This is a genomic window from Devosia crocina (assembly GCF_900116545.1).
Classification (GTDB): domain Bacteria; phylum Pseudomonadota; class Alphaproteobacteria; order Rhizobiales; family Devosiaceae; genus Devosia; species Devosia crocina.
In genome coordinates, this window is record NZ_FPCK01000001.1 from 1,606,070 (window position 1) to 1,628,199 (window position 22,130).

General features: G+C 58.8%; 26 protein-coding genes and 1 tRNA gene. 15 read left to right on the forward strand and 12 right to left on the reverse strand.

Annotated elements, in window-relative coordinates; genetic code table 11:
- Positions 1-26: 26 nt before the first annotated feature.
- Positions 27-1,022: a D-xylose ABC transporter substrate-binding protein gene (gene xylF, locus BM364_RS07715; RefSeq protein ID WP_244542836.1), complete on the reverse strand. Its 996-nt coding sequence runs from the start codon at positions 1,020-1,022 to the stop codon at positions 27-29.
- Between the two features lie 248 nt (positions 1,023-1,270).
- Between xylF and BM364_RS07720 the strand changes: the two genes are divergently transcribed.
- Positions 1,271-2,506: an ROK family protein gene (locus BM364_RS07720; protein WP_175528514.1), complete on the forward strand. Its 1,236-nt coding sequence runs from the start codon at positions 1,271-1,273 to the stop codon at positions 2,504-2,506.
- A gap of 15 nt (positions 2,507-2,521) precedes the next feature.
- Here the strand turns inward: BM364_RS07720 and cysN are convergent, their stop codons facing one another.
- Together cysN and cysD are read right to left on the reverse strand one after the other, a co-directional pair.
- Positions 2,522-4,408: a sulfate adenylyltransferase subunit CysN gene (gene cysN, locus BM364_RS07725; protein ID WP_092423018.1), complete on the reverse strand. Its 1,887-nt coding sequence runs from the start codon at positions 4,406-4,408 to the stop codon at positions 2,522-2,524.
- Position 4,409: 1 nt separating this feature from the next.
- Entirely contained in the window at positions 4,410-5,315 is a 906-nt protein-coding gene (cysD, locus tag BM364_RS07730; protein ID WP_092423020.1) for a sulfate adenylyltransferase subunit CysD, read from the reverse strand.
- Positions 5,316-5,611: 296 nt separating this feature from the next.
- Here cysD and BM364_RS18435 point away from each other — a divergent pair, with 296 nt between their 5' ends.
- The 8 genes from BM364_RS18435 (at position 5,612) to BM364_RS18770 (ending at position 8,505) form a co-directional block, all read left to right on the forward strand.
- Positions 5,612-5,776 (forward strand): hypothetical protein, encoded by a 165-nt coding sequence (locus BM364_RS18435; protein WP_175528515.1) that lies wholly within the window; start codon positions 5,612-5,614, stop codon positions 5,774-5,776.
- 62 nt (positions 5,777-5,838) lie between these two features.
- Positions 5,839-5,914 (forward strand) — tRNA-Thr (locus BM364_RS07740).
- A gap of 164 nt (positions 5,915-6,078) precedes the next feature.
- Positions 6,079-6,345, forward strand: coding sequence for a hypothetical protein (locus BM364_RS07745; RefSeq protein WP_139232538.1), 267 nt, complete (start codon positions 6,079-6,081; stop codon positions 6,343-6,345).
- The gene (locus tag BM364_RS07750) at positions 6,342-6,599 is read left to right on the forward strand and encodes a hypothetical protein (RefSeq protein WP_092423026.1); all 258 of its coding nucleotides are present in this window, start codon (positions 6,342-6,344) and stop codon (positions 6,597-6,599) included. The genes BM364_RS07745 and BM364_RS07750 overlap by 4 nt, the downstream gene beginning before the upstream one ends.
- A 97-nt stretch (positions 6,600-6,696) precedes the next feature.
- On the forward strand, positions 6,697-6,975 hold the full coding sequence (locus BM364_RS07755; protein WP_139232539.1) for a hypothetical protein: 279 nt from the start codon (positions 6,697-6,699) through the stop codon (positions 6,973-6,975).
- Between the two features lie 37 nt (positions 6,976-7,012).
- Positions 7,013-7,207 (forward strand): hypothetical protein, encoded by a 195-nt coding sequence (locus BM364_RS07760; RefSeq protein ID WP_092423031.1) that lies wholly within the window; start codon positions 7,013-7,015, stop codon positions 7,205-7,207.
- A 708-nt stretch (positions 7,208-7,915) separates the two neighbouring features.
- Positions 7,916-8,341 carry a thermonuclease family protein gene (locus BM364_RS07770; RefSeq protein ID WP_092423035.1) on the forward strand — a complete coding sequence of 142 codons (426 nt, stop codon included), beginning with the start codon at positions 7,916-7,918 and terminating at the stop codon, positions 8,339-8,341.
- 38 nt (positions 8,342-8,379) lie between these two features.
- On the forward strand, positions 8,380-8,505 hold the full coding sequence (locus BM364_RS18770; RefSeq protein ID WP_280140631.1) for a hypothetical protein: 126 nt from the start codon (positions 8,380-8,382) through the stop codon (positions 8,503-8,505).
- A gap of 225 nt (positions 8,506-8,730) precedes the next feature.
- On the opposite strand, the gene BM364_RS07775 is transcribed toward BM364_RS18770, so the two are convergent.
- Complete coding sequence (locus tag BM364_RS07775) at positions 8,731-9,177, reverse strand: DUF2442 domain-containing protein (RefSeq protein WP_092423037.1); 447 nt, start codon at positions 9,175-9,177, stop codon at positions 8,731-8,733.
- 297 nt (positions 9,178-9,474) lie between these two features.
- On the opposite strand from BM364_RS07775, the gene BM364_RS07780 reads away from it, so the two are divergent.
- A complete protein-coding gene (locus tag BM364_RS07780; RefSeq protein WP_175528516.1) occupies positions 9,475-10,077 on the forward strand; it encodes a PAS domain-containing protein in 603 nt (200 codons plus the stop codon).
- Between the two features lie 516 nt (positions 10,078-10,593).
- Positions 10,594-11,247, forward strand: a complete 654-nt coding sequence (locus BM364_RS18645; RefSeq protein WP_244542792.1) for a response regulator transcription factor — start codon at positions 10,594-10,596, stop codon at positions 11,245-11,247.
- Positions 11,248-11,353: 106 nt separating this feature from the next.
- On the opposite strand, the gene BM364_RS07795 is transcribed toward BM364_RS18645, so the two are convergent.
- The 4 genes from BM364_RS07795 to BM364_RS07810 all read right to left on the reverse strand — a co-directional run bounded on the left by BM364_RS07795 (position 11,354) and on the right by BM364_RS07810 (position 14,510).
- Positions 11,354-12,625: a Y-family DNA polymerase gene (locus tag BM364_RS07795; protein ID WP_092423045.1), complete on the reverse strand. Its 1,272-nt coding sequence runs from the start codon at positions 12,623-12,625 to the stop codon at positions 11,354-11,356.
- On the reverse strand, positions 12,622-13,077 hold the full coding sequence (locus tag BM364_RS07800) for a LexA family protein (RefSeq protein WP_092423047.1): 456 nt from the start codon (positions 13,075-13,077) through the stop codon (positions 12,622-12,624). Before BM364_RS07800 ends, BM364_RS07795 begins: the two co-directional genes overlap by 4 nt.
- Positions 13,078-13,781: 704 nt before the next feature.
- Positions 13,782-14,207, reverse strand: a complete 426-nt coding sequence (locus BM364_RS07805) for a hypothetical protein (protein ID WP_092423048.1) — start codon at positions 14,205-14,207, stop codon at positions 13,782-13,784.
- Between the two features lie 30 nt (positions 14,208-14,237).
- The gene (locus BM364_RS07810; protein WP_342028842.1) at positions 14,238-14,510 is read right to left on the reverse strand and encodes a helix-turn-helix transcriptional regulator; all 273 of its coding nucleotides are present in this window, start codon (positions 14,508-14,510) and stop codon (positions 14,238-14,240) included.
- Between the two features lie 114 nt (positions 14,511-14,624).
- On the opposite strand from BM364_RS07810, the gene BM364_RS07815 reads away from it, so the two are divergent.
- The 3 genes from BM364_RS07815 to BM364_RS18775 all read left to right on the forward strand — a co-directional run bounded on the left by BM364_RS07815 (position 14,625) and on the right by BM364_RS18775 (position 17,247).
- Positions 14,625-15,989 (forward strand): helicase HerA-like domain-containing protein, encoded by a 1,365-nt coding sequence (locus tag BM364_RS07815; RefSeq protein ID WP_092423987.1) that lies wholly within the window; start codon positions 14,625-14,627, stop codon positions 15,987-15,989.
- 64 nt (positions 15,990-16,053) lie between these two features.
- A complete protein-coding gene (locus BM364_RS07820) occupies positions 16,054-16,887 on the forward strand; it encodes a DUF3800 domain-containing protein (RefSeq protein WP_092423052.1) in 834 nt (277 codons plus the stop codon).
- Positions 16,888-17,115: 228 nt separating this feature from the next.
- Positions 17,116-17,247 carry a hypothetical protein gene (locus BM364_RS18775; RefSeq protein ID WP_280140632.1) on the forward strand — a complete coding sequence of 44 codons (132 nt, stop codon included), beginning with the start codon at positions 17,116-17,118 and terminating at the stop codon, positions 17,245-17,247.
- Positions 17,248-17,270: 23 nt separating this feature from the next.
- On the opposite strand, the gene BM364_RS07830 is transcribed toward BM364_RS18775, so the two are convergent.
- Positions 17,271-18,275: a DUF4214 domain-containing protein gene (locus tag BM364_RS07830; RefSeq protein ID WP_175528517.1), complete on the reverse strand. Its 1,005-nt coding sequence runs from the start codon at positions 18,273-18,275 to the stop codon at positions 17,271-17,273.
- A gap of 104 nt (positions 18,276-18,379) precedes the next feature.
- Between BM364_RS07830 and BM364_RS07835 the strand changes: the two genes are divergently transcribed.
- Positions 18,380-18,637: a hypothetical protein gene (locus BM364_RS07835; RefSeq protein ID WP_092423058.1), complete on the forward strand. Its 258-nt coding sequence runs from the start codon at positions 18,380-18,382 to the stop codon at positions 18,635-18,637.
- Positions 18,638-18,925: 288 nt separating this feature from the next.
- Here BM364_RS07835 and BM364_RS07840 read toward each other — a convergent pair whose 3' ends face one another.
- The 3 genes from BM364_RS07840 to BM364_RS07850 form a co-directional block, all read right to left on the reverse strand.
- Positions 18,926-19,306 (reverse strand): hypothetical protein, encoded by a 381-nt coding sequence (locus BM364_RS07840; protein WP_092423060.1) that lies wholly within the window; start codon positions 19,304-19,306, stop codon positions 18,926-18,928.
- On the reverse strand, positions 19,303-21,534 hold the full coding sequence (locus BM364_RS07845; protein WP_139232541.1) for a hypothetical protein: 2,232 nt from the start codon (positions 21,532-21,534) through the stop codon (positions 19,303-19,305). Before BM364_RS07845 ends, BM364_RS07840 begins: the two co-directional genes overlap by 4 nt.
- Positions 21,535-21,696: 162 nt before the next feature.
- On the reverse strand, positions 21,697-22,125 hold the full coding sequence (locus BM364_RS07850) for a phage tail assembly protein (RefSeq protein ID WP_092423065.1): 429 nt from the start codon (positions 22,123-22,125) through the stop codon (positions 21,697-21,699).
- Between the last annotated feature and the right edge of the window lie 5 nt (positions 22,126-22,130).

Here is a 22,130-nt window from a genome sequence, read left to right on the forward strand (position 1 = left end):
TACAAACACATGATAGAACTACCGAATCAGTCGCACGCGGCGACGGAGCCGGCGGTCACGCCTTGGCAGACGACGTCTTTGGAGACCCATCCGGCGTCGATTACAACATCAAGATTATCCTGGGTGATCGGCACGGGCGGCAAGAGCACCGCGTTCATCTCAACGCCGTTTGGCCCGTCGGAGAACTTGGTTGCTCCGGTCACTCCGTCGAGTTCTGCGCCTCCAGCGAGCTCGAGCGCGATCTCGGCTGCGCGCTTGCCCAGTTCTCGGGCATCCTTCCACACAGACACGGTCTGTGTCCCGAGCGCGATGCGGTTGAGAGCTGCGTGATCGCCGTCTTGACCGGAAACCGGCACGGATCCCGCCAAGCCTTGTGCCGCAAGCGCAGCGATGGCGCCCCCTGCCGTACCATCATTGGAAGCGACGACCGCATCGACCTCGTTGTTGTTAGCGGTCAGGAACTGCTCCATGTTGGCCTGTGCAACCTCGGGATTCCAGTTGTCGGTATAGGCTTCGCCGACATTCGCGATCGCTCCGGAATCGATCGCCGATTGCAGCACTTCCATCTGCCCGGCAAACAGGAAGTCTGCGTTCGGATCGGCCGAGTTGCCTTTGATGAATACATAGTTGCCTTCAGGCGCGACGTCGAAAACGCCTTGAGCCTGCATACGGCCGACTTCCTTGTTATCGAAAGTCAAATAGAAGGCGTCTGGATTTTCGATCAGCCGGTCATAGCCGACCACCGGGATGCCCTCGGCCACGGCCGAGGCCACTGCAGGGCCGATCGCATCGCTGTCCTGCGCCAGGATGATCAGGGCGTCTGCGCCCTGCGCTATGAGGCTCTCGATATCGGTCAGTTGCTTGGACGCCGATGACTGTGCGTCGGCTGAAATGTAGCTTGCGCCTGCCTCGTCGAGCACAGCCCTGATGGCTGCCTCGTCGGTTTTCCAGCGTTCTTCCTGGAAGTTGTTCCAAGACACGCCTACGATATAGGTATCCTGTGCCGCGACGGCACCGGTCATGACGGTCGTTGCGAGCAAGACCGCGAATAGCTTGTTCATGATGTCCTCCCAAAGGGCTGTTTCGCCCCGAATGCCGCTCCGCACCATCTCCCTCGGCACGATTGGCTGAAGCATTTTTTTAATGCTCGAAAAAATAAGTCGCATGTCGGCTCGGGACATGTCAACGTCAATCTGTGATGTCGAATGATATCCTGTTGCGAGGTCGCGGACGCTTTGCTGCCTTGGACATTATACGAGGAGTTTGCCTCTTGACGCGATCCGTCAGCGATAGCGACAGCGTGCGGCGCATGAACCGTGGCCTGGTTCTTGCGGCTCTTCGTTTGGAAGGCGCGCAGTCGCGAACCGCGCTGGCTGGAACGACGGGGCTGAGCCATGCCAGCATAACAGCGATCATGTCTGATCTGCTGGTTCAAGGTCTTGTTGCGGAGCTTGCTGCCGACAAGCCGGACAGTCGCGCCAGAGGCCGCCCTGCAACGCTCGTGAACTTCGAGCGAAGGGCTGCGCATGCCGCCCTTTTCGAGGTTGATGTCAATCGCGTGCGCCTATCGTTAGTGGACTACGGGGGGGTGCTTGTCGATAGGATGGAAACGGCTGTCTCTACGACCACATTTACCACGCAGTCTCCGCACCTCTTTCTTGTCGATCGCCTCAAAGCCCTGATAGCGCGCACGCCGGCAGCGGGTGCCTCGTTGCGGCGCGTTGCCATTTCGGTTCAGGGCATGCTCGACCGGCATGGAAAGGACTTGCTATGGTCGCCGATCAAGGGGCTGGTGCGAAGCGGCGTTGCCGATGCCATGGCGGGTTCGTTGGATCTTCCGGTTTCGATCTATAAGCGTGGACGTCTGCTTGCCGAGGGGGTGCGCTGGTCCAATCCAGCCCTGCATGACGCCAGTGTCGCCTCCGTATTCGTGGGGTCCACCGTAGCGATGGGGATGACCTTTCGCGGACAGCTGATGGGCCGGGGAGACGAAGGTGCCACCGAGTTCGGGCATATGAACCACACACCGAACGGCGCACTTTGCCGCTGTGGACTGCGCGGTTGCATCGAGGCATACGCGGCAGATTATGGTGTTCTTCGAAACGCCTACTCGGTTCCCGAAACCGCTGCGCCCGCCGCTGCCGTACCTCCACAACAATACGAGGCCTTGATCCAACGTGCGGAGGCGGGGGACCGCGCCGCCATACATGCGTTCAATCTTGCGGGCAGAGCCATAGGCTTTGGTCTGAGCCGTATGATGGCAATCGTCGATCCAAGCCATGTGCTGATCGTTGGGCCGGGCGCGAAAGCACTGCACCTGATGCGTCCCGAAATCCATTCCGCCATCAGCGTTTCCCTTGTCGGCAGCATCATCGGCTTGCCGGATATAAGCGGGATGCGCGACGAGTCGGAGCCGATATTCCGAGGCCTTCTGATGAAGACCTTGAGCGATATCGATCAGAGCTTCGCCGCTCTTCCGTCCTCCTCGCGTGCTGCTTCCGCTTAGGAGCTTGAGCAGACCCTAGATTTTCAACCAGTCGTAGAGTTGATCGGCGAGAGCCGGTGGCTCGTACTCTCCGCCATGCAGAACGACTTCAGGGGTAAGCGGAGCCTCGAAGGGGCTGTCGATACCCGTGAAATTCTTGATCTCGCCTCTGCGCGCTTTGGCGTAAAGTCCCTTGGGATCGCGGCTTTCTGCTACCTTCAACGAGGTGTCCACGTAGACTTCGGTAAAGCGAATGTCTCCTGCAATCTCACGCGCCAGCCGACGCTCTTTCTCGAATGGCGAAATGAAGGAGACTAGGACGATCAGTCCGGCGTCAGCCATCAATCTGGCAACCTCCGCAACACGGCGGATGTTTTCAACGCGCGCCGCTTCGGTAAAGCCGAGATCCTTGTTGAGCCCATGACGAACGTTGTCTCCGTCAAGGATATAGCAATGCCGCCCCTCGGCCGTGAGTCGTTTCTCGAGAAGGTTCGCGATCGTCGACTTGCCCGAGCCGGAGAGCCCGGTGAACCATACAATCTGCGGCTCCTGCCCCTTCATGCCAGCCCGAACCTGCTTGTTCACGTCAAAATTCTGGTAGGTCAGGTTCTGTGCACGGCGCAGGCCGAATTCGATCGTTCCCGCGCCTAAGGTAGCATTGGATAAGCGATCGATCAGGATAAAGCCGCCGGTCAGAGCGTTCTGGGCATAAGAGTCGAAAGCGATGGCCCGATCCGTGGCGAACGTGACGGTGCCGACTTCGTTGAGGTCAAGCTTGTTCGCCGCAGCCTGTTCGAGCGTATTCACATTCGTGCGGAATTTTATGTCGGTTATCGTGGCCGGCACAGTTTGAGCGCCGATCTTGAGAAGATATGACCGCCCTTGAAAAGCTGGGCTCTCATTCATCCAGATGAGCTTAGCCTGAAACTGGTTGGAAAATTCCGGCACAGCTTGCGGATGCGCGAGGACGTCACCCCGTGATATGTCGACCTCTCGGTCCAGCACCAAAGTAATCGCCTGCCCCGCCGCTGCCCGGGTGAGATCGCCATCCATAGTGACAATCCTGGCGATCTTCGCCGGTTTGCGGGAGGCCGCCACCAGTACTTCATCGCCCACCTTGACTTCGCCCGAGGCCAGTGTGCCGGAAAAGCCCCGGAAATCGAGATTGGGGCGATTGACCCACTGTACGGGGAAGCGCAACGGAAGGTCGGCCTTATCTCGGGCGACCTCGATGCTTTCGAGGTAGGGCACGAGGGGCGAGCCTTTGAACCAGGACATACGCTCGCTTGATGTAAGGATGTTGTCACCACGCAATGCCGATACTGGAACGGCTGCAAAGGTCTGGAATCCGAGATTTTGAGCAAAGACGCGATAATCGGCTTCGGTGCGATCGAACACTTCCTGGCTGTATTCAACCAGATCGATCTTGTTGACGACCAGCACGACGTGCTTCACCCCGACAAGAGAGAGGATGAAACTATGGCGCCGTGTCTGCGTGAGCAGCCCTTTGCGGGCATCCACCAGCAGAAGCGCGAGATCAGCGTTCGACGCGCCCGTCGCCATGTTGCGGGTATATTGTTCATGCCCCGGAGTATCCGCGACGATAAATTTGCGCTTGTCGGTTGAAAAGAACCGATAAGCAACGTCGATGGTAATCCCCTGCTCCCTCTCTGCCGCAAGCCCATCGACCAGCAAGGAGAAGTCGATACCTTCATCGCCTACCGTACGGTTGTGGCTTTCTTTTTTGAGACTGGCCAGTTGATCGTCAAGGATAAGTTGGCTGTCATAGAGCAAGCGTCCGATCAGGGTCGACTTTCCGTCGTCGACACTGCCGCAGGTCAAGAAGCGCAAAAGCGACTTTTCAGTCTGCTGCGCGAGCCATAGGTCAAGGCTGGTATCCGGGGTGGCAATAGCGAGCGTCATCTCAGAAATAGCCTTCCTGCTTCTTTTTTTCCATCGAGGCGGCAGAGTCGCTGTCGATCAGGCGCCCCTCGCGTTCCGAAGTGCGGCTTGCCTGCATTTCCATGATGATCGAAGGGAGGTCTGCGGCCGTCGATCGAATAGCTCCGGTCAGCGGATAGCACCCAAGGGTTCTGAACCGCACCATTTCAAGCCGCGGCTGCTCGCCGGGCCCGAGCGGCAGTCGCTCGTCGTCAACCATGACCAGTGTGCCCGAGCGGTCCACCACCGGTCGGGATTTGGCGAAATAGAGTGGCACAATAGGAATGTTCTCGGCGTAGATATATGTCCAGACATCGAGCTCGGTCCAGTTCGAGATCGGGAACACGCGCATGCTTTCGCCGGGGTTGAGGCGGGTATTGAATGTGCGCCAGAGTTCTGGCCGCTGGTTTTTGGGGTCCCAGGCGTGTGCGGCATTGCGATGAGAAAAGACGCGTTCCTTGGCCCGCGATTTTTCCTCGTCCCGCCGTGCCCCCCCGATGGCGGCATCATACCGCCCAGCACTCAGCGCCTGACGCAAGGCAGCCGTCTTCATGATATCGGTGTAGCGCGATGAGCCATGGTCGAACGGGTTGATCCCGTCACGCACGCCATCGGCATTGGTGTGGCTGATCAGATCGAAGCCATAGTCTTCAGCTGTCTGATCGCGGAATGCGATCATCTCTTTGAATTTGAAGGTGGTGTCGACATGCAGAAGCGGGAACGGGATCTTGCTCGGAAAGAACGCCTTTCGCGCCAGGTGCAGCAGAACACTCGAGTCCTTGCCGATGGAATACATCATGACGGGACGCTCGAAAGACGCTGCGACTTCCCGGAAGATTTCGATGCTCTCGGCTTCCAGGGTCTGCAGATGTGTAAGGCGGTTCGTCACGGATAAGCACCTTCAAGCAAGGGCGCAAAGCTCGGCGCCATTGTCATTAGGTACTTGGATCGCCGCGTCACCAGCAAGGGTGAAAGCCCCGGATTTTCTGGGCGTTTCGGTTCCAAAGGCAAATTTGTGCGGTCTTGCCGCCCGTCGTGCCAAGCGCATTCATCCCCTGAGCTTCCGAGGTTACCGCTATCCGTTTCCCGCCGCTCTCACGCAAAAAAAATTCTCAGTCGGTGATACACCGGTTTGCACCGGAACCGGTGGTGTGCTCGCGGGTTAGCAAAGAGAAGGAGACCACAATGACACAGCACGACTCCAAGCCCGCGCCGCTGGAAACCGAGGATGGCGAGCAGATGGACGATAATGTCGACGATCTTGGCAATAAGGATGGCGACGGTAAACTGGACCAGCCCACCACTCCCAAGGACAAAGATCAGCCGCGGCCAGGGAAATCCCCAGCCTGAAGACACGCTTTCATCCATTCTCCTTGCGTCCCACCACGACCCAATGCTAAACGCCCGCCTGTGCCGGTATAGCTCAGTTGGTAGAGCACCTGATTTGTAATCAGGGGGTCGCGGGTTCGAACCCTGCTGCCGGCACCATGAATTTCACAACACACTCAATCACTTAGGTCGGCGCCGGCACTAGCGCCAGGCGCAGCCATGTTGCGTTCGTGTTGCACTTAGATACCCAGCATTTCCGGGCTTTTCTCGACACCCCCGGCGAATCCATGCGACATGGACGCGACATGCACACGGGGCACTGCATGACTGACAGCGCTGACGACGACGAGCATAATGGACCTCTGACGATGGTGGCCGCCGTCACGCTGTCGTCGAGCGCCATTCTGGCAGCCCTCGTCCAGTCGCTTCACGACAAGGGTCTACTGTCGGGCGAGGAAACCGTCGAGGTCTATGAGCAGGCGTTGCTCCTGCTGGAGATGCAGCAAGCCGCTGCCGACAACGTACCGGGCTACGGCGAAGCAATGGATATTGCGCGTGAGTTGATCGAGCAGCACCTGAGGCCTGAATGAGCACTCCTGCCCCACCGACCAAGTTGATCGTCTACCTTGCCTTTGTCCGTGATGAGGAAGGCGAACTTCAGCCGGCGTTCGATGCTCGTGAAGCTCAGTCAGAGGCAGCCGCCAAACAGCAGGCGCACCTCCTATGGTCCTCAGGCAAGTACGCCGGCGCGATCGCCTGGTGGCGCTCGGCCGACTTATTGAATGGTGAGTTTGGCGAGCCTGTTGTGCTGTTTTCTGAAGGCGAAGTTCCGGAGATGGATTGACATGGGCAAGCTGGTTGAAGGGATGACGCTCTGCCGGAGTACGCTTCAGTCGAAGGCTTGAGGGCGGTCCGCTAGAACCTGCAGCCGAGGCTTACGGATGCCGAAAAAGATCACGCCACCTACGCTACCGGAAGGCTCCTGGCCACGACGGCTCAATCCTGATCTCGCTGCCGAATACATGTTCGAGCCGTCGGCTGAGGCGTTCCTGGCAAAGGTGGGCACCGTGTACCCCCTGCCTCAGATCGACGAGCCTGGGCGGCGTTTGTGGCTACGAGACAAGCTGGACGCAGTCCATTTCGTGAGAGCCGAACAGGATCTCCAAAACTTCATCGGCGGAATCAAGCGTCCGAGCTTCAACCGTAAGCGCAATGGCTAGGCCACCAATCATACCTGTGGGCTCATGGCCCCGCCGCATGAACGCGGCGTATGCTGCCGGCTATGTCGGTGAACCCAGCGTGGAAGCATTCCTGGATCGGGTAGGAAGCGAATATCCGCAGCCCCGCGTGAACGAGGGGCGCCGCCGGCTCTGGCTGCGTGATGATCTGGACCGCGCCATTGGCGCGACAGACGAGGAAACCGGCTATCAGGATGCGGCCGATATCCTCTAATGCCCCGAGAAGTCTGCATTGCTGCTAAAGCGATTTCTCCATCTGCTTCTCAATTTGCAATGGCAGGGCGGTGGACGAGTTTCCGGAAGCGCCAGCGTAACAGTCGATCGAGATCACCAACAGGTCGTAGATCGATGGCCGCAGTGCTTTTCCGGGCTGGCACGCCCAATCCCTACGCTGGGGCATTTGCCTGCCGGTGTCTCGCGCTGCCGGCGTAGCTGCGGGGCGGCCGAGTTGCAGCCACGCGAGGGAGTTTGCAGTCACGAGCTGGACCATTCAAAGCAATTCCATCAGAGACGGCCGTAGGCAGGCTGGGACCTCAGGTAGGCGCCCCGAAGGCAAGCAACGCCGCTCCCTAGCGCCAGCGGCCAGCGCGCGGGCCGCATCGAGGTGTTTAGGGACTGTAGACAGGTGCAGACGACAGGGGGCGGCACCCGACCGCAGATACGGGCGCAAGTTTTTCGGCAAAAAGCAGGGGGTTCAGCCCCAAGCCGTCTTTTCACTGCTTTTGTTACGGAATTTCCGCTGCTCGCTACAGTTGAGAGGGCTCGACGGCGTCACAAAGCTGCAAGATTTGATGTTTCATGCGCAATCATCGAGTGCTTCGAACTGACAAACCTGAACGAGCGGGATGATCGGTAGCCGCAGAGCAATTCGACAGCACCCGGAAGCTCCTGTAACTGCTGAAGCAGCCCTCTGGAGACCTTCATGCGCCCAGTACTTCTCATCGCGATCCTTGCCATCTTGGCTTCTCCTGCCCTAGCCAACGAGCCCTGGCGAATGTGCCACCCAGGCGAGCGCAACGGGCCCCAGAAGCGATGCCTAGTCGACGGAGACACAATCTGGCTCGGCGGAATGAAAGAGTCGCTCCGGCTGAAGGACTTCGACACACCAGAATCGATGGGCCACTTATGCGGGGGTCAGGCCGAGGTGGAGCTGGCGAACCGCGCCAGCGCTCGGCTACTGCAATTGCTCAACGAAAACGTGTGGACCGTCGAGATCTTCGGCACCGATCGCACCGGCAGTCGGCTCGAAGCTACAATCCGCATTGATGGCGTCGATGTTGGTGATATCCTGATTAGCGAAGGCTTGGCCCGTCGCTGGCCGAATGGCCACGAGTTCTGGTGCCGATGATCCGCGTCCCAAACTTCCCTCCCAAGCCTGAACCTCTCATGGATGATCTGCTGCGCGCAGTTAACGTCACAGAGGAAGAGCGCCAGGAGATGCGGAGGGAGATCCTAGAGGACATAGCCAGGGAGCGCGGCAAGGACGCTGATGAGGCTGGCAAGCCGAAGTAACCAGTCCTGCAGAGACGGCTACGTGGTGCTTCCCTTCCGCACGCACACCGGCCCGCCATTGCTCCAGCCACAATAGTTCAGCCGCCCATCGGCGCGAGCCCGGCCGTAAGCGGCATTAGGCGCACTGCAATCCTCACAGAAGTAGATCGGAAATTTGTGGGTGGCGTCAGCAACCGGCGCGACAGAGCCTGTTTCAGATTGGAACTTGGTGGGCATGGGCTGTCTTCAGCGATCCAATCGCTCCCAGAGATAGAGCATTGCGAGAGCGATGTGTTTAGGGATTGGGTCTCCACCTCTGTAAGCAGTAACCCCCCTGCGCGACAAGCCTAACAAGCAGCTCAGCGCCTCGCTAGTAAGGTTCAGATCCGCCATGATGCTGCGAAACAGAGCAGCGTCCATGTCGGTCTTCGGCACTCGGCTAACCGCGCGGGAACTGAGTGATGATCCATCGCTCCAGCGAATACGAGATCCTTCATCGGCCACCTTCACAGTAGCAAAGACGGCGGTATCACTCCGCACCTTTGAGAACATGCGATGGTTGGCCAGCAGGAAGGATAGATCCTTCTCTTCAGAGATACCATTCACCCAAGTCACTCTAACCGTATGCCTGGCCAACGGCACCACTTCGCTCAAACGTTCGAGAGAACCCGAAGTCTGGAGAAGGTGCTGCATATCGACGTAACTCCCGTGGTGCCGCCTTACCGCCTCTGAAGCGAAGGATTGCCGATACTAAAGAGGACGGCAACCCTCCACTGACCTGTATAACACAACTGGTGAGACAGCGGGCTACTTACTCTGTTAAATTCCGTTTCCGAACTAGCCCTCAATCAGAGTGTCCTTGTTCAAACTTGGTAAAATTTTACTTTGTCGATGCAACGGACAGTGGCTGTACTTATTGGTTTGTGCAAGATTAACCTGGGATGGGGGTGCCAAGCGCAAATGCAGCGAACGATTCCATGGAAGAAGGACATGCTGTTCTTTCGCGAAATCGTGGAAGCGTCGGGCATACTGGCTTGGATCACTCTCGAAGACGGCTACTGTGCGTACTACAGCCCCAAATGGTACGAGTTTACCGGGGCAGAACCTGGCTCCATGCTTGGCCTTGCATGGATCGAGCTACTACACCCAGACGATCAAGTCCGAACGCGCCGAGAGTTCTTTAAAGCCACGGATGAATGCCGAGAGTACGCTGTCGATTATCGTCTGCGTATGGCAGATGGCAGTTATCACCTAGTTTGGGGCCACGGCGTTCCGCGTATCGATTGTCACGGGAAATTCCAAGGCTTTCTAGGGATGACGCAAACCATGCAGCAGTACGTTGCCCGTGTCGACCAACTGTCGAAATGGTTGCCCGCATCCGCAACATCTTCCGAGCATAAGCGGCTTCTTTCCGTCCGCGAGAAGGAGGTGTTCTCATTGATCGCCCAAGGCTACACCAGCGAGCGGATCGCCCGCGAGCTCGGCATACAGCCCCGAACTGTCGAAGAGCATGTGCGACGAGGTACAGCCAAGCTCGAGGCGACAAATCGCGTTCATGCGGTCGCTAAAGCGATCAAACTCAATGAGATATAGGCGCTGGGACGCGTAAGTCTCGAAGTTCACCCATCAGGAGGTTACCCCAGGGTTTCGGCCAGACCGTGGGATCCCCCGAAACCGTAAACCGAGCGCCAGAGGCAGCAGCCACAAGCAAGCCGTAGCTTAAGGCGAATGGCAGCTTCATGAACTCGTCTTCGTGCTTCACGCCGAGCTCATCGCTGATTGGCTGCCTCGCAACCCAACAGGGTGTGGCGACCTTCCCATAGGGCTCTTCGTTCACCCACTTCAGCTCCAGGACCACGTCATCGTCTGGAGCCGCCTCTTTGTACCAAAACTGTCCAAGCATCAAAGTGTCCCAACCTTCAATGACCAAGACTAGCGTTACGCGAATCCCTCATTAAGGCAAATAAATTCCCAGACACTGCTGTCGAGAAAAACCGCGACATCATTTGAGGCGAAGTGAATAAAAAAGCCTCACACATTACAGGAAAATGACAATTACTAAGTCCTTACGCGCAAGGCATAATGCGTACATTCAGACGAGGGCTCCTGATGTACACCAACGATGTAATCCCGTTTCACGCATTAAAAAACAAGCTTGTGCACATCGTCGATCATGACACCAAGACTTGCCAAGCACTTTTGCTGCTGCTGCGAATGGAAGGTTTTGAGGCTACATTCTCACTGACGGCCGAAGACTTCTTGATCCGAGCAGAACGACGCACGCCAGATGTGGTCATCGTAAACAGCTTGATTGGCAACTTTTCTGGCCTAGCCCTCCTGCCCCAGATCCGGCGATTTAACCCGTCGTGCGTTATTGTGATGATCGCTGACCGTCCTGACATCGATGAAACTATTCAGGCGATAAAGTCAGGTGCTACTTACGTATTCGGGAAACCGGTAGACCATGAACGCCTAACCTGGACAATTCGCAATGCATTTCGCCAGGCTGTGTGTATGGTCGAGGACGAAAACGGCGTGTCCCGGGTTAGCATTACGGGCTTCCCCCTGCTGACATCCAAAGAACGACAAGTTCTGGAGCTCATTGTCAACGGCGACTCCAGTAAGGTCGCCGGCAAGAAACTCAACATTAGCCATCGCACCATAGAGGTCCACCGGGCTCATATAATGAGCAAACTAAAGGCCAGGAATGTCGCAGACTTAATGCGCGTGGTCTTAAGCGGGAACAGCCAAGCACCTGTTTGACAGCAGGAGGAAAGCGCAGCGCGTCAAATGCACAGTCTCCATCAAGGCCACGCTCTCCCTATCTCTTCACAGGCAAGTGCCTCTCTTGAGCCGGTGCAGTATGGGCTCAGCGACACATGGGAAGCTCCGCCCACCTAGTCGTGAACCGCGGCGACCGCATCTCGAACTTGGTCGTGAAGGTCTGCGGCTTTTTCGCACCGCCCATTGTTGCTGCGGGCACGACTGTCGCCCTGCCCCACCGTCGGTTGGCCTTGTCCATGGCTGCCATCACTTTTGCGGCGCGCTCGTGGTCCATAGCGTCGAAGAGGGCGCGCTGGCTTTGCGCTGGCGGCACCAAGTCCTGGGTGATGATGCCGGCCTTGCTGTAGCGGAAGCCGTCCTGCCAGAGTGCGTCGACAGCCCGGCGCGCAGCTTTGATCAGTGACAAGGTGTCGTTGGTGGCCTCCGGGATGTCGACGGTCATGGAAACCGAACGCTGCGGATCGTCCTTGCTGAACTGCGACGTGTGCATGAAGACGGTGACGTGATCGGTCGCGAGGTTGTGCCGGCGCAGCTTCTCGCCGAGGCGGGTGGCATACCCGGCGACGGCCTGCTCCATCTGGATCTTCTGCGTTACGCGCTCCCCGAAAGACCGAGTGACGGCGCAACCCTTGCGCTGCGGCGCAACGGCCTCTAGCGCGATGGCCTGGCGGCCGTTTAGCTCGTGGATGATCCGCTCGCCGACGACAGTCATGAGCTGCCGCGCGAGCTTCGGGTCCATGTCTCGGACCTGCCCAGCGTATTCGATGCCGAGGTGTCGAAGCTTCTCCTGCGACGCGGGACCAATGCCCCAAACGTCGGCAATCGGGAACGTCGCCATCACCTCAGCCCGGATACGCTCTTCCGAGAGATCGAGAACGCCACCCGCCAGCTTCTTGGCAGCCTTATTGGCGAGCTTCGCAAGTGTCTTCGTGGGGCCGATGCCGACGCAGCACGGGATGCCGGTCCACTGGCGCGTCGTCGATCGCAGATCACTAGCCCAGGCCGTCCGATCTTTGATGGGCAGGTGCTCGACGTCAAGAAAGCTCTCGTCGATCGAGTAGATCTCGATGTCGGGGCTGAAGCCTTGATAGACCTGGTTCATACGCCGGCTCATGTCGCCATAAAGGGCGTAGTTGCTGGAGAAGACGGCGACGTTGCCGCTGCGGCAAATGTCCTTGATCTTGAAGAATGGCGCGCCCATGCCGATGCCCAGCGCCTTTGCCTCTGCCGTTCGCGCGACCGCGCAGCCGTCGTTGTTGGAAAGGACGATAACCGGCCGCCGCTCGAGCTTCGGATCGAAGACGCGCTCGCATGAGCAGTAGAAGCTGTTGCCATCGATGAGAGCGAGGGCGGTCATTTGCGGATGCCGCGGATCGTATTCGTCACAACGCCCCAGATTGAGACCTCAGTGCCTTCCGAGATCAGGAATGGCGGCAGCTTTGCGTTCTCGTTGTGCAGCACCATGACCCCGCCGCGCCGGTTGAGGCGCTTCAGTGTGGGGTCCCCATCGATGATGACGAGGACGACGTCCCTGTGCTTGGGCGCCAGTGATCGATCCACCACGACGACGTCACCTGGGAAGATCTTCACGTCGATCATGCAGTCACCGACGACGCGCCAGAGGTAGCTTGAGATCGGATTTGGGACGAGGATCTCGTTGAGATCGATCATCGACTCGATGAAGTCGTCTGCCGGCGACGGGAAGCCTGCGTGAACGCTCTGCCCGACAAGGGGGATACGAGTTTTGAGCAGTGTCGAGAGAGGCACCGGCGTGCCACCGGGTGCCATGACTATTCGACTGATCCGCATGCGACGACTCCTTGGCGAGGACAAAGCCAAGGCTCGTTTATAGGCATGAACAAAGAAGGAACGGAAGGGGCATTGCCTTGTGCAAAGTGCCCAAACCACAACTTGCACATGGCTGCGTTCAAAAATGTCCCTTTTGAAGCGGACGTCTGCGCCCAAACACGAAAATTATCCAACGAATTCAACAGAGGCATGCCTATGGGGGCGAACCCCCCTAGAATTGAAAACTTGCGCCCGTATCTGCGGTCGGGTGCCGCCCCCACCGATTACCTCCCTAGTACGGTCCCTAGACCCCTGCTCAGCGCCTCAGCCGTGGCCTGTGGCAGGAGTTACGCTCACCAGACACCCTTGGCCTCACCTGACTGCCTACGCCCGCCCACGCCCTCCGCTGCGCGCCGCCCTGTCGGGCGCTCGCTGTCGCAAGTGGGTAAGGAGATATTGGGGGAGGTGCTGCGGTCCGTCTGCACCCTCCGCCTCCACATGGGCAGGGTTGTAACCAGGTGCTTGCACCTTGATTCAATGCCTCACTTGCGGACAGGACAGGCTGGCGAATGGACATCCTAAAGCACAATCGCCGATCAGGCTGGCGCGGTGCCGAGCATGTGGACCATTCCGGAATTTGGCAGGAGAATTCAGAACCAGGGGCCGGTAAGAATTTCGGCGACGATTTCCACTTGAGATTCGCTCAATCAGCCAGGGCCGAGGTGCTAGCGGATCATCCCGCAATTCGCCGCGCGATAGGCTTGGGCGAAATACTCTTGAGGATCGGCGAAGCTGCCTTTCCTGAATAGATCTCGGTGCTTCAGGCTCAACTCTTCATGCAGGACGCCGAGGTGAAATTCATTGCTAGCAACAAACCGACCCATCCCCCAGAACTGCTCGGGAACGTAGTCATAGAGATCTTGCGGATCCACAAGCCCCGACCGTGCGGCTTCCTTGAAGGTGTCCAGCAGTCGCACGCTCTGATCGTAATGCCGTTGCGCGTCTTCGGGGGTCGCAAGCAACGCGCACTCTAGGTGAGATACGGCAGCGTTCGACATTTCGGCGTATTCGCTAGAGGTCTGGGCGGTGGCGGGACCTGGAGCGACAATAAGGGACGCAGCAGAAATAAGGATGGCAAGGGCGTGGCGCATGAGGGTGAGTAGCCTCGTCGCCCCGCCTCGTCAATCAAGGTCAGAATGGCCTATCGGGAGCGCTGAGTGAGATAGCCTGACGCCTGCACCCTTGCGGTTTGCTGCAATCATCTCCACGCCAGCCTCCTCAAAGGCAAGCGCCAGCGCTTCTAAGGTGCTTTGTCTCGGAAGGCGGGCGCCACGTTCGAAATCGATGATCGTCCGGATTGCCACTTGAGCTTGAGTTGCCAGCTCCTCTCTCGACCAATCCAGAAGACCGCGAGCCGCTCGGCATTGCGCTGCAATCATGGACGATTTTGGCATAGAGTTGCTCGATTCATGTTGATTTAGGCGGTCGCTTAGTTACACTATTTATGTGTACTTTGAAAGGACATCAACGTGACGGCGCACTCTGAGCTTCCATCACTCGCGACCGAAATTGCTGATGCTGTCGACATCGGTGTAACGGCGTCGGGAGAAGCCGTGGCACTGCCCCTCCGTTTCGCCAACCGGCATGGGCTCATTACCGGAGCTACGGGAACCGGAAAAAGTACGTCACTGCAGCGTCTCGCCGAAGAATTCTCCGCCGCCGGCGTCCCCGTGTTCGCCGCCGACGTGAAGGGCGATCTTTCCGGCATCGCCACGGCCACCCCCGTCAAGTTCTGGGACGTGTTCGGCGCCAAGGGCTACCCGATCAAGACCAGCGTGCAGGAGATGGGCGCGGTTCTGCTCTCCCGCATGCTCAACCTGAACGAGACGCAGGCCGGCACGCTGGCCATAGCGCTCAAGAAGGCCGAGGACGATCAGAATTACCTGCTTGGCCTGGACGACCTCCGCTGGGCGCTGGTGGAGATGCAGGACAAGCGCGAAGAGGTCTGCCAGAAGTACGGCAATGTGACCGCCAGCTCGATCGCAACCATCCAACGCAATATCCTGACGCTTGAGGCGCAGGGCGGCGAGAAGCTGTTCGGCGAGCCGCCGTTCGACATTACCGGTCTGTTGCAGACCGTAGACGGACGCGGCACCGTCAATCTGCTACACGCCGACCAATTGATGGAAGCGCCCAAGCTCTATGGCGTGCTCATCTACTGGCTGCTGACCGAGCTGTTCCGTAAGCTTCCCGAGGTCGGCGACCTCGACAAGCCGAAGCTGGTCTTCTTCTTCGACGAAGCGCACCTGCTGTTCCGCGACGCGCCCAAGCACCTGCTCGAGTCCGTCGAGCGGGTCGTACGCCTGGTGCGCTCCAAGGGTGTGGGCGTCTACTTCGTCACCCAGTCGCCTGCTGACGTGCCCGACGGTGTTCTCGCCCAGCTCGGCAACCGAATCCAGCATGCACTGCGCGCCTACACGCCCAAGGAGCAGCGCTTCGTGAAGGCGGCCGCGCGCGCCTTCCGGCCCAACCCGGCAATCGACGTCGAGAAGGCCGTGCTCGAAATGGGCGTGGGCGAGGCGCTTGTGTCGACTTTGCTCGCCGACGGTGTCCCGTCGCCGGTGGAACGCGTGAAGGTGGCAAAGCCGGCCGGGCAACTCGGGCCCATCTCAGATCTTGAACGCGAGATAATCAACGGGGTGTTGCCGGCGGAACTACCGGACCAGGCGCGGCAATTCGAGAACAGGCAGCGCGCCGCCAGGGGGCTCGATACGGTGCCGGCGGCGACTGGTGAGGCGGTGTCGATGGATAAGGTGCTGGCGCCGCTGCGCGGGGCGCCTACAGCACGCTGGTCGATGTTGCCCAGGCTGGTTTTTGGTGTGATCTGCTTGGTAGCCAGCGCAGGCATGTTGTGGCAGGCGGGCGTTTCGTAAACCACACTAGACACTTCACTGCGGCTCTGTATTCATCTTCGGCAGTATTAGAGCCGGAAAAGCAATGACAGGGACAGCCTTAGACGTAGTTCGCTATCACGCCTATATCGACGAAGCTGGCGACGAAGGACTTGGCAAGCTGAAGGTCGAGGGGGTCTCAGGCGGCCAGTCCAGATTCTTTGCGATAGGAGCGTTTCTCGTCGATGCTGTGAGCGATTCACAGTTGCCAAAATGGCGAGACGAAGCCGTTAAGCCTTTTCCTCAAAGGGTCGGCCGTACGCTCCATTTCAAAGAACTTAGAAATCACGAGCAGAAAATTGCGGTCTGTCATTCGTTGTCCAGCAAGCCGTTCGCTGCCTGCGTCGTTCTCTCGTTCAAGCCGACCATCGTAGACAGTCCAAAGTACCAGATCTTTAAACAGCCGCAGCACCTCTACAACTACCTAGTGCGCTTCACCCTCGAGCGCGTCACCGCAGCCGTGCGAAAACGAGCCTTGCAGCATGGACATAAGGCGGCACTGACCGTCACATTCTCTCGGCGCGAGGGGACGGATTACGAGGTGATGCGGGAATACCTGCAGTTCTTGAAGGATGGCAAAGAGGTAATGCCGAGTATCGGCCGCATCGACTGGTCAGTGTTCGACCCAGCAGATATTCGCGTTGAAAACCACGCTGTGCGTGCGGGGCTGCAACTCGCTGACGTTGTCACGAGCGCCACTTTCGCTGCGTTCGAGCCCGGCTTCTACGGTCATTGTGAAGAAGGCTACTGCCACGCTTTGAGACCCAGATACATCCGTAACCAAGGGCGCACCCTCAATTGCGGCTTGACGTTGATCCCACCACTGTCGAGGAACCCAATGCCTGAAAAGCAGAGAGCTTTCGCCGCGAGCTTCGCTTGAAGGGAGGAAGTGGCAGGCCCCCGGGCCCCTGGATCCACATCGCAAAGGATGCTGCTGCCGTTTGGGCAACTCGAGACGATTCCGGCGCTTGCCTGCCGTGCACAATATGAGTCAACCGAGGCACCTCGTCAATGAACGTTGTCATCACGTTCTGTCGAGGGTGCATCACCACACCCCCACCCCCAGCTGGTTCAGCCGGTGCGCAATGCGCCCGGCGGCGAAGTCCTTATGGCGTTTGAAAGTGGCGCGGGGCCATCCCGCCCGCTGGCACAGGGCCACTTCAGTGACCCCGTGGTGCTGGCACATTGCCCTGCCGGCATTGCTGAAGGCGATACCTTCGAAGAGGCGAACGGGCTCTGAGAAGCCCATTCGCCGGAGTGCGCCTACTGCAGGCTTAGCAAATTCGACGATGTGAAATCGCCGTCGCCAAGGCCGACCAATTCGACCCCATTCACCGCATAGCCCTCGTCGTCAAACACAACGAGCCATGACGTCTCAGCACCGGAGTGGTAAGCGAATACGATTGCATCAGTGAACTCGGACTCGAACACGTCGTCAAGCTCATCGACCTCAAACGAAATGAAGGCGTAGTTCCCGGAATGGAATGCGAGGCTGATCTTATCGTCAGAGCCAAAACCCGTGATCACGTCCAGAGTGTCGTCCCTTATACCGTATTCTTCCAGTGCGGTGTTTACGCTGATGGTGATCGTGGCGGTGACGTTGCCCAAATCGATCTTATCGATGCCATCGCCCAGGATCATGCCAACGGTGCCTGGCACTTCGACGATCTTGGTCGGGCCTGGGACCTCGATATAGATTGGCTCCGGCTTTGCCTTTTGGGTCGAGTCCTGAATGATCTTATCGATTTGGACGATGTTCGAGGCTTGATCGGTGATGTTCTTGATGAGGTCGCTCATCTGTTTCATCGCCTCTGCCATGGCTTTCTGCTGAACGAAAAACTGTTCCTGCTGGAGAGCTATCTTCTGCTCGTCCAGCTTCTTGGTCATCTCATCCGCAGTCTTGAGTTTCGACGTCAATTTGACGTTGTCGGCATTCTGGGCGTTTTGGATAATCTGCAGCAGGACCTTCTCGAAATTGGCCGATTGGTTCTGCTTCAGTTGCTCCAGGTAGTACGCCTTCCCGTCCGCGTCGGGCGCCCGGTTGAACAGGTTTGCGTAGACGCTGTTCAGGAACTGCTCGTGCGTAGGTTGCAGCTGCTTTTTCTTGAATTCGTCGGACTGCAAGATGCCAGTGATCACCGTCTCAGCGCTCTGACTTTTCGTAACCTGCTCAGTCCAGTACTGCAGCCCGTCGGGATCGGCTGGTCGCTCCAGCAGTGAGATATAGGCGGCCTGAATATTCGGGATGATGTTCGAAGCTAGTGACAATGGGGTGCCCTCCTTGAAATAGGGTGGCACCTTAAGGCGAATTTCTAAACAGACCAATCTGTCGAGACAGATCAATATTTAATCGTGATTGCAGGAGCGAGCTGATGAGCCAATCCATTGGCAGCGTCGCCGTCTATCCATACCGCGCTGCCGACACTGGCCGATGGGAATGGGTACTGGCCGAGGACCTGGTCTGGGAAGTGCGTGGGCCAGGGGTCCTTTCCTGGCAAACGCTGAGTGCTCGGTCAGTTATTGCACGCGCAGCCAGGGCCGGCGCGGCACTGCTTGCTCCGCGCGATGCAGCTGTTGCCGCAGGCCTGACCCGTCGAACAGCGCTTGCAGCAGGCTTGCGCGAGATCTAAGCGGTGCGACTGGTTTGGTACATTTTCCGGCAGATAGAGTTGCCATGCAGGCTGCTGCGCAGGAGGCGGGAGTTCAAGTGCGAGCGCACTTCCGCCAAACAGTGAAACAAGGCACGCGGTCGCTACGGTTGCTTTGAACATAAGTAAATCCCCCGCCTGATCTAGGCGGGGGACTATCGTTGAGTCCAGCACTTCATTGTGGGTAGTTTCGCCGCCGAAGCGGCCACAGGGCCATCGCCATCAGACTGCTCGAAGCCTCACGGCGGCCGCTGGTCACTAGCAGGCTCACTAATCGTCAAAGCGATCCTGCTGAACGAACTCACCATATCGATCACGCGGCATCGACGCGCACACCAACATCCGCCTGCAATACTCCCCGGAGGTGAGGCCGCGCGCGGCAGCGTTCTTCTCGATGGCAGCGCGTTCCTTGGCGCGCATTGGAACCATGACATCCACCATTCTGCCCTTGCGCGCCCCGGGCGGGCGAAGCTTCCAACGGCGTGTCACCATTGCTCGGATCGTTGCCGGGTGTGTCCCGTCGTTGAGCCTCTCAGCGATCGCTACGGAGGAATAACCTCGACCAGCGAGGAAGCCGACCATGCCGGCCCAGGCCTGTGGCCTGCGCTCCAAGAAAACGGGGGCGCCTGGTTTGCCCAGCATCAAGCTCATGGGGAAACTCCATAGTCAGAGAAGGAGGCCCGGATACGTGTATCAAGATCACCGCCGCCCGTCGGCCCCGCGCCAAGCTGGCGCTGAAGGCTGACGGCTCGCTCAAGGAGGCCTATGAGCCGGGTGATAGGATTGACGTCCACTACGGGTCGAAGCGTTGCATTGAGCGCGCCGAGCTTGAGCGCTGCCTCGTCAGCCTTCTGGCCGGCCGCGGCAACCTCGCTGGTGTCAACCCCGGTCCCAATACCGCCCCCGCCACCCGACAGCTTCGCCTCGAGACTGGCGAGGCGGTCGAGGAGCGCCGGCTCTGGCCCCCAGTCGGCGATCTCGGCATTGAGTTTGTCGATTTCAGCCTGGTAGGCGGCAGCGTTTGGAGCGAGGGGGTTTGAGGCGAAGTCAGGGCCAGCAGGAGCGGCAAACAGAAGCTGATTGATGCGCTGGATAGTTCGTTCGAGCGCACCGTTCGTGACTTCACGGCTCTGAGCAGTTGCTCCTTCACCGGCAATCCGGTCAAAGGCCATCGTGCCGGCATAATCAGCCAGCCAAGGCGCAAGCATCATCAGGGGATTGGCGGAACCGACAGGGGTGACCGCACTCTTGCCTCCGGTCGGCTTGTTACCGGCGCCTGTCGGCGCTGTACCGCCCAAGGAAGCCGCGGCAGACTGCAACATTGTGGCGGCTGCTTGCAGCGACGGTCCGGCGGTCAGCCAGGCCAGGCCGACTTTGCCTACGCCGACTGCGCCGATACCACCTACTGCCACGCCCAGAGCTGCTAAACCGACCTCCCAGCCTTCGGCATCCCTCACCTTCTGCGCCAGCTCTTCAACGCCACCAGCAAAGGCGTTCATGGCCGGGATGATGACCGGCACGACATGCTCGCCCATGGCAGCAGCGAAGTTCTTGAGCGAATTGACCATGCCTGTGGTTGCTGCAAATGGGTCCATGTCGCGGATCTCGTCCGCGGAGGCCAAGCCTTTTGCTTCGGGGAACCGCTCGTACGCGTAGCGGCTGTATTGCTCGATTGAGATCAGTGCGCGCGCCAAAAGGTCGGACGATTGCCGGTTCTGCGTAAGCTGACCTATCGCTCGGCCGAGCTCCATCATGTTGTCGGTGTCGATACCCGCATCTCTGAGGCGCGGCAGGAGAATTTCGTTTGCCCAGAGAAGTTGGTTCTCACCGTAAAGGTCGGTGCCGACGAGCTCGCCGCCCTCCATGATGCCCCATTCGGCCATTTTCGCCTGCGCCTGCTTGGATGCGCGACCGACGATAAATTGGTCGAAGTTGGCGCGCACCTGAGTGCCAGCGTCGCTTCCCGATGTCTCGGCCGCAATGATCGGGAGCCAGGTCATCAGGTAATTTTCGGAAAGAGTTTTACCCGCGATGCGCGCATACTGTACCGCCCGCTTCATATCGCCAGGAGATAAGTCCTTGCCAAGCACCTGTTGAGCACGAAGGTACTGGTCCATGACCCGGGTGTACTGTTCCGCCGTAAGGTTCAGCTCGGCATTGTCGGCCATTTTATTAAGGTCGTAGAGACCGCTAATCGCCTCTGATCTGCCGAACATTGCTTCCAATGCCACGAACAGGCGGGCCATGGTGTCCCCGGCCTCGAGCGCGATATCGGTGTTGGGCATAGAAAGGCTGGCTTCCTTGAGCACCTCGTACATGTCGGCGGAAAAAATGCCGTACTGTGCGGAGAGCTCTTCCGATGCTGCCTTGATGCGGTTGCGATCCTCTTCTGGAAGGCCTGCGAAGTATGCGTTCGCCTGCTGACGCTGCTGCTCGAATGCTGCGTTGACACCCCCGTGGGTGGCCCTATACCCGACGTAAGCAGTCGTTCCGCCAACCAGATACCCGCCAAACCGATTGATGCCGCGAAGGCTGTCATTCAGCACTCGCGCCCGCTGCTCGGTCTTGTCTATTTCAGTCCGCATAGAGGCGAGGTGCGCAATAACACCTGTCTGCCAAGCGGCCTTCCCCTCGCGTCGGTCGCGCCCCGTTTTTCCGTCGATGGCGGAAAGCAGTTTGTCCCAGCTTGCAACGATCGCTGCGTGCTCAGCGGGAGACACCTTCAGTCGCTGAAGCTGCTGATCGAACTTGCTGCCCCACTGGGGGCGCTTTCGATCTAGATTGGCGGAAGCCGTCTCGATACCCTTGAGGGCCGCCGTGACCTTGTTGGCCTCGGGCGTAACGTTCTGCTGCATCCTGAGGATGAGTTGGCCAATCAACGTTCTAGCCATCGCGTTTTTTCCTTTTGACCTTAGCGCCGGCCAGCGTGGCTTTCGCCTTCCACCGTTCCCGGTCGATCACCTGAGCATCTTCGTACCGCTCGCAGAGTTCCGCCCAGTCCCACGTCAGTGCCTCGCTGGGCGGGATGTGCAGGACGGCGGCTATGAAGCTGGTCCACTCTCGCCAGTGGCCAGCGCGGAGGCGGGCGCCACGATGATCGCCAGCATCCCGTTGTGTGCCTCCAACACGGGACGCAGGCGATCGGGAAAAAAACCGTCGGCCGCTTCCTCGATGGCCTCAAGATCGTCATCGTCCAGAGCGGCCAAGGCTTCCCGCGGAAGCTCAATTCCGGGGTACAGGGGTTCTTGGACGCTCCGTCCGGCCTCGATATCCCGCCAGAATGCCGAGACCGCAAAGCCATAGGCTTTCACCTCATGACCAGTCGGACGTCGAACCACGACTTCCCGATACTCCTGCTCGCCGATCCGAAATGCGTGTTTCAGCGGGATGGTGACCGCACGCGGGGCGCCGAGATACTCGACGGCGCTCGTCGGCGCCGCCTCGGTGGTGGGGGTGGGTGTGGAAGTCATGGCGT

Excerpts from the sequence above, each read along its gene's own strand:
- BM364_RS07850 (WP_092423065.1), bottom strand. The coding sequence starts at position 22,125 with ATGACTTCCACACCCACCCCCACCACCGAGGCGGCGCCGACGAGCGCC.
- BM364_RS07750 (WP_092423026.1), top strand. The coding sequence starts at position 6,342 with ATGAGCACTCCTGCCCCACCGACCAAGTTGATCGTCTACCTTGCCTTT.
- BM364_RS07745 (WP_139232538.1), top strand. The coding sequence starts at position 6,079 with ATGACTGACAGCGCTGACGACGACGAGCATAATGGACCTCTGACGATG.
- BM364_RS18770 (WP_280140631.1), top strand. The coding sequence starts at position 8,380 with ATGGATGATCTGCTGCGCGCAGTTAACGTCACAGAGGAAGAGCGCCAG.
- BM364_RS07835 (WP_092423058.1), top strand. The coding sequence starts at position 18,380 with ATGAGCCAATCCATTGGCAGCGTCGCCGTCTATCCATACCGCGCTGCC.
- BM364_RS07820 (WP_092423052.1), top strand. The coding sequence starts at position 16,054 with ATGACAGGGACAGCCTTAGACGTAGTTCGCTATCACGCCTATATCGAC.
- xylF (WP_244542836.1), bottom strand. The coding sequence starts at position 1,022 with ATGACCGGTGCCGTCGCGGCACAGGATACCTATATCGTAGGCGTGTCT.
- BM364_RS07760 (WP_092423031.1), top strand. The coding sequence starts at position 7,013 with ATGAACGCGGCGTATGCTGCCGGCTATGTCGGTGAACCCAGCGTGGAA.
- BM364_RS07775 (WP_092423037.1), bottom strand. The coding sequence starts at position 9,177 with ATGCAGCACCTTCTCCAGACTTCGGGTTCTCTCGAACGTTTGAGCGAA.
- BM364_RS07780 (WP_175528516.1), top strand. The coding sequence starts at position 9,475 with ATGCTGTTCTTTCGCGAAATCGTGGAAGCGTCGGGCATACTGGCTTGG.
- BM364_RS07755 (WP_139232539.1), top strand. The coding sequence starts at position 6,697 with ATGCCGAAAAAGATCACGCCACCTACGCTACCGGAAGGCTCCTGGCCA.
- BM364_RS07800 (WP_092423047.1), bottom strand. The coding sequence starts at position 13,077 with ATGCGGATCAGTCGAATAGTCATGGCACCCGGTGGCACGCCGGTGCCT.
- BM364_RS07840 (WP_092423060.1), bottom strand. The coding sequence starts at position 19,306 with ATGAGCTTGATGCTGGGCAAACCAGGCGCCCCCGTTTTCTTGGAGCGC.
- BM364_RS07770 (WP_092423035.1), top strand. The coding sequence starts at position 7,916 with ATGCGCCCAGTACTTCTCATCGCGATCCTTGCCATCTTGGCTTCTCCT.
- BM364_RS18775 (WP_280140632.1), top strand. The coding sequence starts at position 17,116 with ATGGCGTTTGAAAGTGGCGCGGGGCCATCCCGCCCGCTGGCACAGGGC.
- BM364_RS07810 (WP_342028842.1), bottom strand. The coding sequence starts at position 14,510 with ATGCCAAAATCGTCCATGATTGCAGCGCAATGCCGAGCGGCTCGCGGT.
- BM364_RS07795 (WP_092423045.1), bottom strand. The coding sequence starts at position 12,625 with ATGACCGCCCTCGCTCTCATCGATGGCAACAGCTTCTACTGCTCATGC.
- cysN (WP_092423018.1), bottom strand. The coding sequence starts at position 4,408 with ATGACGCTCGCTATTGCCACCCCGGATACCAGCCTTGACCTATGGCTC.
- BM364_RS07805 (WP_092423048.1), bottom strand. The coding sequence starts at position 14,207 with ATGCGCCACGCCCTTGCCATCCTTATTTCTGCTGCGTCCCTTATTGTC.
- BM364_RS18645 (WP_244542792.1), top strand. The coding sequence starts at position 10,594 with ATGTACACCAACGATGTAATCCCGTTTCACGCATTAAAAAACAAGCTT.
- BM364_RS18435 (WP_175528515.1), top strand. The coding sequence starts at position 5,612 with ATGACACAGCACGACTCCAAGCCCGCGCCGCTGGAAACCGAGGATGGC.